The 13,343-nt window shown below is 72.5% G+C and carries 13 protein-coding genes; 6 read left to right on the top strand and 7 right to left on the bottom strand.

The features are described from left to right. Nucleotides 1-72 precede the first annotated feature (72 nt). Complete coding sequence (scy, locus tag AFM16_RS26770; protein WP_078634854.1) at nucleotides 73-3,954, bottom strand: polarized growth protein Scy; 3,882 nt, start codon at nucleotides 3,952-3,954, stop codon at nucleotides 73-75. 234 nt (nucleotides 3,955-4,188) lie between these two features. Beyond that, nucleotides 4,189-4,629 carry a methylmalonyl-CoA epimerase gene (gene mce, locus AFM16_RS26775; protein ID WP_030784686.1) on the bottom strand — a complete coding sequence of 147 codons (441 nt, stop codon included), beginning with the start codon at nucleotides 4,627-4,629 and terminating at the stop codon, nucleotides 4,189-4,191. A 149-nt stretch (nucleotides 4,630-4,778) separates the two neighbouring features. Between mce and AFM16_RS26780 the strand changes: the two genes are divergently transcribed. Then, nucleotides 4,779-5,978, top strand: a complete 1,200-nt coding sequence (locus tag AFM16_RS26780) for an acetyl-CoA C-acetyltransferase (protein ID WP_030784688.1) — start codon at nucleotides 4,779-4,781, stop codon at nucleotides 5,976-5,978. 35 nt (nucleotides 5,979-6,013) lie between these two features. Next, complete coding sequence (meaB, locus tag AFM16_RS26785) at nucleotides 6,014-6,970, top strand: methylmalonyl Co-A mutase-associated GTPase MeaB (protein WP_030784690.1); 957 nt, start codon at nucleotides 6,014-6,016, stop codon at nucleotides 6,968-6,970. Nucleotides 6,971-6,983: 13 nt separating this feature from the next. On the opposite strand, the gene AFM16_RS26790 is transcribed toward meaB, so the two are convergent. Further along, nucleotides 6,984-7,574, bottom strand: a complete 591-nt coding sequence (locus tag AFM16_RS26790; protein WP_078634855.1) for a PepSY domain-containing protein — start codon at nucleotides 7,572-7,574, stop codon at nucleotides 6,984-6,986. 116 nt (nucleotides 7,575-7,690) lie between these two features. Here AFM16_RS26790 and AFM16_RS26795 point away from each other — a divergent pair, with 116 nt between their 5' ends. Together AFM16_RS26795 and AFM16_RS26800 are read left to right on the top strand one after the other, a co-directional pair. Then, the gene (locus tag AFM16_RS26795; RefSeq protein ID WP_078634856.1) at nucleotides 7,691-8,368 is read left to right on the top strand and encodes a response regulator transcription factor; all 678 of its coding nucleotides are present in this window, start codon (nucleotides 7,691-7,693) and stop codon (nucleotides 8,366-8,368) included. Beyond that, nucleotides 8,365-9,780 carry a sensor histidine kinase gene (locus tag AFM16_RS26800; protein ID WP_078634857.1) on the top strand — a complete coding sequence of 472 codons (1,416 nt, stop codon included), beginning with the start codon at nucleotides 8,365-8,367 and terminating at the stop codon, nucleotides 9,778-9,780. Before AFM16_RS26795 ends, AFM16_RS26800 begins: the two co-directional genes overlap by 4 nt. Before the next feature lie 3 nt (nucleotides 9,781-9,783). Here AFM16_RS26800 and AFM16_RS26805 read toward each other — a convergent pair whose 3' ends face one another. From AFM16_RS26805 to AFM16_RS26820, 4 genes are all read right to left on the bottom strand, one after another. Beyond that, nucleotides 9,784-10,260: a MarR family winged helix-turn-helix transcriptional regulator gene (locus AFM16_RS26805; RefSeq protein ID WP_030784701.1), complete on the bottom strand. Its 477-nt coding sequence runs from the start codon at nucleotides 10,258-10,260 to the stop codon at nucleotides 9,784-9,786. 92 nt (nucleotides 10,261-10,352) lie between these two features. Then, on the bottom strand, nucleotides 10,353-11,156 hold the full coding sequence (locus AFM16_RS26810) for an AIM24 family protein (protein WP_078634858.1): 804 nt from the start codon (nucleotides 11,154-11,156) through the stop codon (nucleotides 10,353-10,355). Continuing rightward, nucleotides 11,153-11,803: an AIM24 family protein gene (locus AFM16_RS26815; protein ID WP_030784707.1), complete on the bottom strand. Its 651-nt coding sequence runs from the start codon at nucleotides 11,801-11,803 to the stop codon at nucleotides 11,153-11,155. Before AFM16_RS26815 ends, AFM16_RS26810 begins: the two co-directional genes overlap by 4 nt. A gap of 1 nt (nucleotide 11,804) precedes the next feature. Next, entirely contained in the window at nucleotides 11,805-12,437 is a 633-nt protein-coding gene (locus tag AFM16_RS26820; protein WP_078634859.1) for an AIM24 family protein, read from the bottom strand. Between the two features lie 215 nt (nucleotides 12,438-12,652). Between AFM16_RS26820 and AFM16_RS26825 the strand changes: the two genes are divergently transcribed. Both AFM16_RS26825 and AFM16_RS26830 read left to right on the top strand, forming a co-directional pair. Then, nucleotides 12,653-12,997, top strand: a complete 345-nt coding sequence (locus tag AFM16_RS26825) for a DUF3817 domain-containing protein (RefSeq protein WP_030784713.1) — start codon at nucleotides 12,653-12,655, stop codon at nucleotides 12,995-12,997. After that, nucleotides 12,994-13,287 carry an MTH1187 family thiamine-binding protein gene (locus AFM16_RS26830; protein ID WP_030784715.1) on the top strand — a complete coding sequence of 98 codons (294 nt, stop codon included), beginning with the start codon at nucleotides 12,994-12,996 and terminating at the stop codon, nucleotides 13,285-13,287. Before AFM16_RS26825 ends, AFM16_RS26830 begins: the two co-directional genes overlap by 4 nt. The last annotated feature ends 56 nt before the right edge of the window (nucleotides 13,288-13,343 follow it).

Genomic DNA, 13,343 nt, shown 5'->3' on the forward strand with positions numbered 1-13,343 from the left:
TGGCCGAGCGGCGTGCCACTTGCCAAATCCTCAGTCAAAGTCCCCAGACTTTAACCCAAATCACACATTTCGCTAGCTGTCCGTCGACTTGCCACCCGATCGGGGGGCCCCGATCGTGGCCCCGGCCCGAACCCCTCCGTCCTTGCCCCCGTTCGGCACCTCGAACGACTCCAGCGCCTCCAGGACGTCCTGCACCCGGGAGATCTCGGCGTTGATGTCCTCGCGCCGGCGCACCAGGACCTCCAGCTCGCGCTTGCCCTCCTCGACCGTGCGCCGCGCCTCGCGGATCGCCTCGGCCTTCAGCTCCTCGGCCTCGCGCACCAGCGTCGCCTTCTTCTGCTCGGCCTCCTTGAGCAGCCCCTCCGCCTTCTTCACCGCGGCGATCCGGACCTTGCCCGCCTCGGAGTTCGCCTCCGACACCAGCTCCTTCGCCTTGGCCTGCGCCTTGGTGAGCTGCTCCTCGGACGCCTTGATGAGCGCGTCGCAGCGGTCGCCCGTCGACTTCATCGTCTCGGCGGCCTCCCGGCGGGCCCGCTCGTGCAGCGCCTCGATCTCGGCCGTGATCCGGTCGCGCAGCTCCTCCGCCCGCTCCCTTATGGCCGTCGCGTCCCGGCGCGCGCCGACGAGCAGCTCGTCCGCGTCCGTACGGGACTTCTCCACCCGGGCGTTGCCCTCGACCGTCGCCTCGGACACCAGCCGGTCGGCCTCCTTGCGGGCCGCGCCGACCATCTTGTCCGCCTGCGCCTCGGCGTCCGCCGTGGTCTGGAGCGCCTGCTCCTGCGCCTCGGCGAGCAGCTTGTCGACCTCGGACGTGGTCTCCGTGATCAGGGTGTCGACCTGCTCGGCCGCCTCGGAACGCCGCTTGTTGGCCTCCTTGCGGGCCTCGTCCAGCGTCGAGTCGGCCTCGTCGCGGGCGACGCTCAGCATGCGGTCGGCCTCCGCCGCCGCCTGCGACCTGACCCGCTCCGCCTCGATCCGGATGCGCTCGGCGTGCCGCTGCGCGGACCCCACCGTCTCGGCGGCCTCGGCGCGCAGCCGCTCCGCGTCCCCGGTGGCGTCCTGGATCAGCTTCTCGGCCTTGGCGACCGACTCGGCCCGGACCCGCTCGGCCTCCGCGACCGTGTCCGACTGGAGCCGCTCCGCCTCGGCGATGGTCTCCGTCTGGAGCCGCTCGGCCTCGTTGCGGGCCTCGGTGATCAGGGTGTCGGCCTGCGTCGCCGCGTCCGAACGGATGCGGTTGGCGTCGTCCCGGGCCTCGGCCCGGGTGCGCGAGGCGTCCTGCTCGGCCTGGGCGATCGCGTCCGACGCCTCGGTGCGCACTCGCTGGGCGTGCGCGGTCGCCTCCGAGCGCAGCCGCTCGGCCTCCGCGGCGGCCTCGGCGAGGGTGCGTTCGGCCAGCGTACGGGCGGCGTCCGTCTCGTCCGCCGCCTCGCGGCGCAGCCGGCTCGCGTCCTCGGAGGCCCGCTCACGCTCGGCGTAGGCGTCGGCGCGGACCCGGTCCGCCTCCTCCTCCGCCTCCCGACGGGTACGGTCCGCCGCGTGCTCGGCGGCACTGCGCAGCCCGGTGATCTCCTCCTGGGCCTGCTCGTGCAGCCCGGACACGGAGTCCCGCACCTGCTGGGCGTGCTGTTCGGCGGCGGAGACCATCTCGGTGGCGCGCCGGTCGGCCTCCTCGACCAGCCGGACCGCCTCGGCCTGCGCCTCCTCCACGCGGTTGCGCGCCGAGGCCAGCAGCTCCTCGCTCTGCTCGCGGGCCCGCTCGCGCTCCTGGTCGGCCTCCTGGCGGGCGGAGCCGAGGAGTTCCTCGGCCTCGCGGCGCCGGCGGGCGGCCTCCTCCTGGGCGGCGGCCAGCGTCTCGGACGCCTCGGTGGCCAGCCGCTCGGCGGCGGCCGTCGCCTCCGCGCGCACCCGGTCGGCGGTGTCCTGCGCCTCCGACTTCAGCCGCTCGGCCTCGGCGGCCGCGTCCGAACGCAGCCGTACGGCGACGGCCTCGCCCTCCGCGCGGGAGGCGGACGCGTCGGCGGCGGCCTCGGTGCGCAGCCGGTCCGCCTCCTCGGCGGCCTGCTGCTGGAGCGTACGGATCCGCTCGGCGGCCTCCGTGCGCAGCCGCTCGGCCTCCTCGGACGCCTCACGGCGGATCCGGGCGGCCTCCTCGCGGGCCTCCGTGAGCGCCTGCTCGGCGGAGGCCAGCCGGGTCTCCGCCTCGGTGTGCAGCCGGGTCAGCTCGTCGGCCGCCTCGGCCCGCCGGGCCTCGATCCCGCGCTCGGTCTCCTCGCGCAGCTCCTGCGCGGCCCGCTCGGCGTCCGCCGTGATGCCCTCGGCCTGCTCCACGGCCTCGTCGCGGTGGCGCTCGGCCTCCTTGCGGGTGCGGTCGAGGGTGTCCTCGGCCTGCCGGCGCAGCGTGGTGGCGCGCTCGATGGCCTCGGTACGGACCTTCTCGCTGTCCGTGGTGGCCTTCTGGCGCAGCTCGTCCGCGTCGGCCTTCGCCTTGGACAGCAGTTCCTCGGCGGTCCTGGCCGCCTCCTCGATCTGCTGGACGGCCTCCTTGCGGGCCTCCGCGCGGATCTTCTCGCCCTCGCCGACCGCGTCGGCCCGGAGCTGCTCGGCCTCGCCGCGCAGCCGGCGGGCCTCCTCCTGGAGCTCGACCGTCTTGGCCCGGTACTCCTTGGTGTCGTCCTTCGCCGAGCCCTTGAGCTGCTCGGCGATGTCGTGCGCCTCGGCGCGCAGCCGGTCGGCCTCGGTCTCGGCCTCGCGGCGGATCCGCTCGGCCTCCTCGGCGGCGGCCCTGGTGGTGCGCTGCGCGTCCTCCTGCGCCTTGATGAGGACGTCCTCGGCGGTCTTCGCCGCCTTCGAGAGCTGGGTGGCGCTCTCCTCGGCGGTGAGCGTACGGGCCTTCTCCGCGGCCTCCGCGACGATCTTCTCGGCCTCGGCGCGGGCGTCGGCGACGACCTGCTCGGCGTCCGCCTTGGTGGTCTCGGCCTCCTTGGTGGCCTCGCTGACCAGCCGGGCGACCTGCTCCTTCGCCGTCCGGATGCGCTGTTCCTTGGCCGACTCAGCGCTGGTGAGCGCCTTCTCGGCGGCGGCCTTGGCCTCGGCGACCAGCTTCTCGGCCTCGGACTGCGCCTTGCGCAGCGCCTCCTCCGCCTCGGCCATCCGGGCCTCGGCGGCCCGGCTCAGCTCACCGGCCTGGCGGCGGGCCGCGTCCGACTCGTTCGCCGTCGAGCTGCGCATCGCCTCGGCGTGGTCGGTGGCCTCCTGCGCCTGCGAGGACGCGGCGTTCAGCAGCCGCTCGGCGTCGGTGCGGGCGCGCAGCAGCAACTGCTCGGTCTCGGCGCGGGCCGCCTCGGAGTCGGCCTGGAGCCGCTGACGGGCCTCCGCCGCGACCCGCTCGGCCTCCGCGCGGGCGGCGGCCAGGGCCTGCTCGGCCTCGGCGCGCGACTCCTCCAGCAGCCGGCGGGCCTGGGTCTCGGAGCGGGCGCGGAGCTGCTCGGCCCACGCCACGTTCTCGTTGACGTGCGACTCGACGGTCTGGCGGCGCTCCGCCAGCTCCTGGTCGAGCTGCTGGCGGCGGGTGACCGCCTCCTGGTGCAGCTCCGCCTGGAGCCGGGCCGCCTGTTCGGCGTGCTCCTGGAGGATGCGCTGGGTCTGCGCCCGCGCCTGGCTCAGCTCCCGCTCGGCGTCCTGCCGGAGCTGGTCGGCCTGCATCTGCGCGTTCCGCAGCAACTGCTCGGCCTGGTACCCGAGGTCGCCGCCGTCGAAGGCGGGCCGGGACATGATGGTGCGGCGCGCCTCGTGCAACTTGGCGCGCAGCACCTCGACCTGGTAGCCGAGGTCCTCGGCATGCTGGATCGCCTTTTCCCGCTCGGTCTTCAGCCGTTTCATCTCGGCTTCGAACCGAGTCAGGTGGTCGACGTCAGCCGCCGGCTCCCGCTCCTGGCTCTCGTAGCCCCGCACTGCGCGAGTCCCATCCGTCCCTGGTCGCATGCTTCCCGAACGAGTCCCCGTCCATCCGCCGAACGGGGTCCCCGGGGAATGGTGTCAGATCAACGGCGGAGCACGGGCTGCTGCCCCGACGCTCGCCCCCCGAAACCCGGACCCCGGCCAGATCCCGCCGGGCAAGGCAGCAGGACCGGTCGCCCTGGCTGCGCGGCGACCGCCCCCAACCCTACCGGCCCATATGTACGAGGGTCAGTGCTCAGGTGACTCAACCGGCGCCGATGTGACCAGTTCCGTCAGTACACCGTGACAATCCTTGGGGTGCAGGAAGGTGATTCGTGACCCCATGGAGCCGCGTCGCGGCTCTTCGTACAGCACGCGTACGCCCTTGTCCCGGATGTCCGCCGACTCCGCGTCGACATCCGCCGTACCGAAAGCGATGTGATGGACACCCTCTCCGTTCTTGTCGAGCCACTTGGCGACGGTGGAGTCCGGACGGGTGGGCTCCAGCAACTGGAGGTACGAGGCACCGCCGTCGGACGTATCGTTGATCTTGAGCATGGCCTCGCGCACGCCCTGTTCCTCGTTGACCTCGGAGTGGAACACCTCGAAGCCGTACGTGGAGCGGTAGAACTCGACGGTCGCGTCGAGGTCGTGGCAGGCGATCCCGATGTGGTCGATTCGCGTCAGCATGCTGTTAGTGGAGCGCTCCTCGGGTGGTTACGCAACGTGCGCGCGATCACACCGAAGGGCCGGTGACGGGTTGCGGTACCGCTCAGTACATTCGAAGTAAACCCTCGTTCACTCCTCGGCTGTGCAGGCCGGTAAGGGGATCACAGCTCATGTCTTCTGGAACGAACACCTCGGTGATCGTCGCGGGTGCCCGGACGCCCATGGGGCGGTTGCTGGGCTCGCTGAAGTCCTTCTCGGGAGCCGACCTCGGCGGCTTCGCGATCAAGGCCGCCCTCGACCGTGCGGGGATCGGCGGCGACCAGGTGCAGTACGTGATCATGGGCCAGGTGCTCCAGGCCGGTGCGGGCCAGATCCCGGCCCGGCAGGCCGCGGTCAAGGCCGGCATCCCGATGAACGTCCCGGCGCTCACCATCAACAAGGTGTGTCTGTCCGGCCTCGACGCCATCGCGCTCGCCGACCAGCTCATCCGCGCGGGTGAGTTCGACATCGTGGTGGCCGGCGGCCAGGAGTCCATGACCAACGCCCCGCACCTGCTGCCCAAGTCCCGTGAGGGCTACAAGTACGGCGCGGTCGAGGTGCTCGACGCGATGGCGCACGACGGCCTCACCGACGCCTTCGAGAACATCGCGATGGGCGAGTCCACCGAGAAGCACAACACCCGCCTGGGCATCGGCCGCGCCGAGCAGGACGAGATCGCGGCCCTGTCCCACCAGCGCGCCGCCGCCGCCCAGAAGAACGGCGTCTTCGAGGCCGAGATCACCCCGATCGAGATCCCGCAGCGCAAGGGCGAGCCGGTCGTCTTCAGCAAGGACGAGGGCATCCGCGGCGACACCACGGTGGACTCCCTGGGCAAGCTCCGCCCGGCGTTCACCCGGGACGGCACGATCACCGCCGGCACCTCCTCGCAGATCTCGGACGGTGCGGCGGCCGTGGTCGTGATGAGCAAGGCCAAGGCGCAGGAGCTGGGCCTGGCCTGGATCGCCGAGATCGGCGCCCACGGCAATGTCGCGGGCCCGGACAACTCGCTCCAGTCCCAGCCCTCCAACGCCATCGCGCACGCCCTGCGCAAGGAGGGCCTGGAGGCCGCCGACCTCGACCTCATCGAGATCAACGAGGCGTTCGCCGCGGTCGCCGTCCAGTCCATGAAGGACCTGGGCGTCACCACGGACAAGGTGAACGTCAACGGCGGCGCGATCGCCCTGGGCCACCCGATCGGCATGTCCGGCGCCCGTCTGGTGCTGCACCTGGCGCTGGAGCTGAAGCGGCGCGGCGGCGGCGTCGGCGCGGCCGCGCTGTGCGGCGGCGGCGGCCAGGGCGACGCCCTGATCGTGCGGGTGCCCAAGGGCTGAGATCGCTGTCCGACCCTTCCTCGAACGGAGCTGTGATGCAGGACGTCCCCTCGCTGGTCGCCCAGGCCAGGGAAGGCAGGCCGCGGGCCGTGGCCCGGCTGATCTCCCTGGTGGAGGGGGCGTCCCCGCAGCTCAGGGAGGTGATGGCGGCCCTCGCGCCGCTCACCGGCAACGCCTACGTGGTGGGCCTCACCGGCTCCCCGGGCGTCGGCAAGTCGACGTCCACCTCGGCGCTGGTGACGGCCTACCGCAAGCAGGGCCGGCGGGTCGGGGTCCTGGCCGTCGACCCGTCCTCGCCGTTCTCCGGCGGCGCCCTGCTCGGCGACCGCGTCCGGATGTCGGACCACGCGTCCGACCCCGGCGTCTACATCCGCTCCATGGCCACCCGGGGCCATCTGGGCGGTCTCGCCTGGGCCGCCCCGCAGGCCATCCGCGTCCTGGACGCGGCCGGCTGCGACGTGATCCTGGTGGAGACGGTCGGCGTCGGCCAGTCGGAGGTCGAGATCGCCTCCCAGGCCGACACCTCGGTGGTGCTGCTCGCCCCGGGCATGGGCGACGGCATCCAGGCTGCCAAGGCGGGCATCCTGGAGATCGGTGACGTCTACGTCGTCAACAAGGCCGACCGGGACGGCGCCGACGCCACCGCCCGCGAGCTGAACCACATGCTGAGCCTCGGCCAGTCCCGTGCCCCCGGCGACTGGCGGCCGCCGATCGTCAAGACGGTCGCCGCCCGCGCCGAGGGAGTGGACGAGGTCGTCGAGGCGCTGGAGAAGCACCGGGCCTGGATGGAGGAGCGCGGCGTCCTGGCCGAGCGCCGCCGGGCCCGCGCCTCCCGCGAGGTGGAGACGATCGCCGTCACCGCCCTGCGCGAACGCATCGGCGATCTGCACGGCGACCGCCGTCTCAGCGCCCTCGCGGAACGCATCGTCTCCGGTGAGCTGGACCCGTACCGCGCGGCGGACGAGCTGGTGGCGGGCCTCACCGAGGGCTGACGGTCCCGGCGTCTCAGTCGTCCAGGTCCTGGGCCACCTCGCCCGTGCGGGCGTCGACGGTCCAGGCGCCGGACTTCGCGGTCTCCACGCTCCAGGCGACCGTGCCCCCGTCGTCGTCCAGCTCGACGTCGGTGACCGTGCCCTTGACGGCCACGGCCCGGGCGGCCTCGCGGGCGTCCACCGACGTGCCCTTCAGGGCGGCGAGGTCCTCGCGGCCGTCGTCGTCCCCGCCGTCGCGGTGGGCGCCGAGGATCTTGGTGCCGTCGGGGGAGACGGTGACGGTGTACTCGGTGCCGTCGGCGGTCACCACGTCCACCTCCCAGGCCCCGGCGTCCCGGCCGTCGTCCTCACGGTCGGCGGCGACGGCGGTGCCGGGGGTGTGCGCCAGCGCGGCGGCGAGGGCCTTGCCGATGCCGGTGGCGTCGGCCTTGTCGGTCGTGTCCGCCTTGGTGGTGGTCGTGTCGGCCTCGGCCGCCGTCACCGTGCGGGCGGTCCGGGCCGCGCCCGTGTCCGGCTCGTCGTCCGCGAGGGCGAGCGCCGTACCGCCGGCGGCGGCGAGCGCGAGGGACGTGACGACGGCGGTGACGGCGAACGTGCGCTTCATGGGGTTCCTCCCGAGCCGGTGTCTTCTCGACGGGAACCACGCTGCCCGAACCCTCCTGAAGGCACGCTGAAGCCACCTGAAGATCGCTTCAGCTTCGGTTTGGCACCCTGAAGCCCATGCGCCTGCTCATCGTCGAGGACGAACGCCGCCTCGCCCTCTCCCTGGCCAAGGGACTGACCGCCGAGGGCTACGCCGTGGACGTCGTCCACGACGGCCCGGAGGGGCTGCACCGGGCGAGCGGGACGCCGTACGACCTGGTCGTCCTCGACATCATGCTGCCCGGGATGAACGGCTACCGGGTCTGCGCCGCCCTGCGCGCCGCCGGCCACGACGTGCCGATCCTGATGCTCACCGCCAAGGACGGCGAGTACGACGAGGCCGAGGGCCTGGACACGGGCGCGGACGACTATCTGACCAAGCCCTTCTCGTACGTCGTCCTCGTCGCCCGGATCAAGGCGCTGCTGCGGCGCCGCGCCCAGGGCGCCGGGGCGTCGCCCGTGCACGTCCTCGGCGACCTGCAGGTGGACACCGCCGCCCGGCGGGTGCTGCTGGCCGGCACCGAAGTGGTGCTCACCGCCAAGGAGTTCGCCGTCCTGGAACAGCTCGTGGTGCGGGCCGGCGAGGTGGTGTCCAAGGCGGAGATCCTGGAGCACGTCTGGGACTTCGCCTACGAGGGCGACCTCAACATCGTCGAGGTGTACGTCAGCGCCCTGCGCCGCAAGCTGGGCGCCGGTCTCATCGGCACCGTGCGCGGCGCCGGGTACCGGCTGGAGCGGCCGGGGGCGGCGCGATGAGCGCCCGGTTCGGTTCGGTGCGGGCCCGGGCGACGCTCGGCGCCACCCTCGTCGTCGCCGTCGCGCTCCTCGCGGCCGGCACCGCCGTCCTGCTGGCGCTGCGCTCCAGCCTGACCGACCAGGCGGACGGCAGGGCGGAGCGTTCCGCGCGGGCGGTCGCCGCCCAGCTCGCGGTGGGGACGCCGTACGACCGGCTGTCCGCGATGGACGACGACGAGCGGCCGGTGCGGATCGTGGACGCGGGCGGCCGGGCGGTCGCGTCGAGCGAGGAGCTGGAGCGGATCGACGTGCCGGACCCCGACGACGACGCGGGCGACGACCTCGACCCCGGTGAGATCGACGACGAGACCCGCTACCTCGACGGCACCGCCACGGTCGACTGCGACACCGCCTCGTACCGCTTCGCCGCCGTCGCGGTGCGGGGGCCCGACGGCGGCCCCGTCACCGTCCACGCGGGCGCCCCGCTGGACACCGAGCGCGGCGCCGTGGGCACCGCCCTCACCGCCATGCTGATCGGCTTCCCGCTGCTGCTCGCCGTCGTGGCGGGGGTGACCTGGCTGGTCACGCGGCGGGCGCTGCGGCCGGTCGAGGGCATCCGGCGGGAGATGGCCGCGATCACCGCCTCCGCCGATCTGGCCCGCCGGGTGCCCGAGCCGGACACCCATGACGAGGTGGCCCGGCTGGCCCGGACCACCAACGAGACGCTGGCCGCGCTGGAGGCGTCCGTGGAGCGCCAGCGCCGGTTCGTCGCCGACGCTTCCCACGAGCTGCGCAGCCCCATCGCCTCGCTGCGCACCCAGTTGGAGGTGGGCGCCGCGCACCCCGGTCTGCTGGACGTGGCGGGCGCGGTCGAGGACACCGTACGGCTCCAGCGGCTCGCCGCCGATCTGCTGCTGCTCGCCCGGCTGGACGCGGGGGAGGGGCCGGTGCCCGGCGCCCGGGTCGACCTCGCGGCGCTGGCGCGGGAGGAGGCGGCGGGGCGGCCCGGGGTGACCGTGTCCGCCGCCGGGCCGGTGGAGGCCGGCGGCTCGCGGGGGCAGCTCGGGCGGGTGCTGGCCAACCTGCTGGACAACGCGCTGCGGCACGCCCGGACCGGGGTCTCGGTGACCGTGCGCGAGGAAGGGCGCGGGGAGGACGCCCGGGCGGTCGTCACGGTCGCCGACGACGGGGACGGGGTGCCCGCGGCGGACCGGGAGCGGATCTTCGAGCGGTTCGTGCGGCTGGACGACGCGCGGGCCCGGGACGACGGCGGGGCGGGCCTGGGGCTGGCCATCGCCCGGGACGTGGCCGTGCGGCACGGCGGCACGCTCACGGTGGGTGACGCGCCGGCAGGCGGGGCCCGGTTCGAGCTCCGCCTGCCGGTCTTCCGGGACGCGCGGGACGCCCAGGGCGCAACACGCCCTGGGCCCTAGGTCCTAGGGGCGTCCGCGCTGGCCGCGGAGGTGCTCCGCGATGGGCTTGAGGGACTTGTCCAGCTCGAGGAGCGCCTCGGGCGAGAGCAGGTCGATGAAGTGGCGCCGCACCGACGCCACATGGTGGGGTGCGACCTTCTGCATCGTCTCCATGCCGTGCTCCGTCAGCACCGCGTACAGGCCGCGGCGGTCGGACTCGCAGTTCTCACGGCGTACCAGGTTCGCGTTCTCCATGCGGGTGATCTGGTGCGAGAGACGGCTCTTGGACTGGAGGGTGGCGGACGCGAGGTCGCTCATCCGCATACGGACGTCGTCCGACTCGGAGAGGTTCACCAGGATCTCGTAGTCGTTCATCGTGAGGCCGAACGGCTGGAGGTCTTTTTCGAGCTGGTAGGTCAACAGGCGGTTGACCTCCAGGTGGGTGCGCCAGGCGCACTGCTCCGCGTCGTTCAGCCAGCGAGTGGCCGTTTCGGTCTCCATGAATGAAGTCTACCTAAAATGTTGAAATGCGTACTAGCGAAGGTCGTGTGACGGTGGGCAGGCGTTCGATGTCACACTCCGCAGACTACCGCTCACAGCCCGAAGCGACGCTGGAGGTCTCCGAGCTGTCCGGGAAGGCGCGGTCCCGCCGACTGCCCGCCGTGCCCGCCGGCCATGCCGGGCGTCCCGCCGCCGGGCACCCCCGGCTGGTGCGGAACGACCCCCGCCGCCTGCTCGGCCATGAGCGTCTCGGACGACTGGAGCAGCACCGTCCCGGCGCCGACGAACTCGAACTGATGCTCCTCGCCGGAAGCCCCGCCCAGCCCCGTCAGTGCACGTAGACCGCCCATGACGCCGGTCATGTACCCATGGTCGTAGTGATGGCAGGGGGAGGGGCAGTCGGCCCAGCCGACGAGCGCCTGCGGGTCCACCCGGATCGGAGGTTCCATGAACACCACCGGACCGTTAGACGCGGCGACGAACTTTCCGGTTCCGATCAGCGTGAGGAATCCCGGGACGATGGATTGCTTCAACGCGAGACTTGGCTGAAAAGCGAGCAGATTGCCGGAGCGAATGGTCAGGTTGCCGTTGTCCAGATCGTAGGAATTCACGTCGAAGGCCCGGTCGGCGAGGAGCATCTTGCCCGAGCCCTCCGCCACGACCCAGTCGCTCGCGTGCAGTGGCGAATGGAACGACGTACGCACCAGACGGTCCAGCCGGCCGTGTCCGACGCCGTTGAAGTCGATCGAGCCGTAGTAGGCGATCATCTTCCCCTTCTGGAGGAACCACTGGCTCCCCTTCAGTTCCACGCAGAAGGTGTACGCGTTCACGTTGTCGTCGGCCGGGAGGGTCAGGGGGTCGTGCACGATGGGTCCCGCGCCGGGGTAGCCGCTCACAGTTTCTCCTCCGACGCCTGGACGAACACCACACCATGACCGCTCAGTTCGAGCTGGAACGCCTCACCGGAGCCGCGCCCCACCATGTCCCGCCAGCCCAGCGCGGTCGACAGCTTGTTGCGGACGTCTCCCTGGTGGGCGACGTACGCCTGCGGGTCGACGTGCACCGGGCGCTGCGGGGTGATCGGGATCTCGAAGACGCCGCCGTGCGCCATCACGGCGACCGCGCCGTGCCCCTTGAGGGTCGTGGTGAACAGGCCCTGGCCGCTGACCTGGCCGCGGACCATGCCCATCACCCCGCCCTGCGAGCCCAGGAACATGGTGCCCTGCTGGAGCGTGCCCTCGAAGGCCAGCAGCCGGTCCGCCTCGACGTACAGGGTGTCGCCGGTGAGCCGGATCAGATGCACATGGTGACCGCCGTGCCCGAAGAGGACCGTGCCGCTGCCCTCGACGCTCATCAGGGGCGTGTCCTCGTTGGCCAGGCGGCGCCCGATCATGGACATCACCCCGCCCTGACCGCCCTGCATGTTCGGGGTGAAGGACACCTCGCCGCGGTACGCCAGCATCGCGCCGCGCTGACTGAACAGCCGCTGGCCGGGGACCACCGTGGCCTCGACCATCTTGGAGTTGATCTCTCGGAAGGCCATGTCAGACGTCCCCCGCGATCGTGTTGCGCTCGCTCGGCTGGACGTACACCAGGCCGTCCCCCTCGAACCGGATCTGGAACGCCTCGCCGCCGCCCTCGCCCAGGAACGTGCGGAACGTCACCCCGGACTGGAAGGACTGCCGCACGGCACCCTGGTGCGCGATGTACGCGCCGGGGTCGACGGTCAGCGGGTACTGCGGGCTGACCCGCAGCACGACGGCCGGCCCGTCGGACATGATCGCCGCCTGGCCGTGCCCCTCGACGGTCGTCGTGAACAGGCCGTTGCCCTGGGTCGCCCCGCGCAGGCCGGTGAAGCTCGTGCCGGTGCGCAGCCCCGACTCCGTCGCGAGGAGGTTGCTGGACTCGACGTACAGCGTTTCGCCCTGGAGGCGGACGAGGTTGATCTCGGACGCGCGGTCGGCGAACCAGCACGTGCCCTGCCCTGTCACCTCCATCACGGTCATCTGCTCGCCGGTGAGCCGCCGGGTGACCATCCCCCGGATGCCCTCACCGCCGCCACTGAGCTTCTTGAAGGTCATCTGACCGTCGTACGCGACCATCGAGCCGTTCTTCGCCTTCACGGCGTCCCCGGTCATGTCGACGGCCAGCACCTTGCTGCCTTGCAGTCGGAACATCGCCACGCAGCGAAAGGTAGCCCTCGCGGGGGTGGATGGAACAGGGCCCACGGGTGGATACCGACCCTGACCGCACCCTGAGGACGGTCTCGGGGTGACCGTTTGCTTCAATGGGGCGAGCGCTTGTGCGTGCGTTCACAAGTCGCCGCGCCGGTGACGCCCGACTTGTCCGACCCGCCTGACCCGCCCGACCTCCCCCCCCCCGAAGGTGACCCGTGGACCTCAAGACCGCCTCCGCCCTCCGCCGCCTCCGCCTGGTCTCCGCCCCCGAGGCGGTGTCCTTCCTGCTGCTGCTCGTCTGCTCGGTGCTGAAGCGGACGACGGAGTTCAACGCGGTACCCGTCATGGGCATGATCCACGGCGTGCTGTTCGTCCTCTACGTGCTCTTCTGGGCGGACGCCTGGAACCGCGCGAAGTGGTCGCTGGGGACGGCGTCCCTCTACCTCCTGTTCTCCGTCCTCCCGGCCGGCGGCTTCTTCGCCGACCGCCGGCTGCGCCGTGAGGCCGAGGACGCGGTCATCGCCTCCCGCGCCCGCAAGACCGGGGTCGTGAACGCGTGATCGTCGCCTTCTCGGTCACCCCGCTGGGTGTCGGCGAGGACGTCGGGGAGTACGTCGCCGACGCCGTCCGGGTGGTCCGCGCGTCCGGCCTCCCGCACCGCACCGACGCCATGTTCACCTCGATCGAGGGCGAGTGGGACGAGGTCATGGACGTCGTCCGGCGCGCCGTCGCCGCCGTCGAGGCACGCGCGCCGCGGGTCTCCCTGGTCCTCAAGGCGGACATCCGCCCCGGCGTCACGGACGGTATGACGTCGAAGGTGGAGACGGTGGAGCGGTACCTGGCGGAGTAGCCCGCCGGGCCGTGCCGCTCGCCTCCGCGCCGCCGCTCGCCTCTGCACCGCCGCTC

It is taken from the genome of Streptomyces antibioticus, from assembly GCF_002019855.1.
Lineage (GTDB): Bacteria > Actinomycetota > Actinomycetes > Streptomycetales > Streptomycetaceae > Streptomyces > Streptomyces antibioticus_B.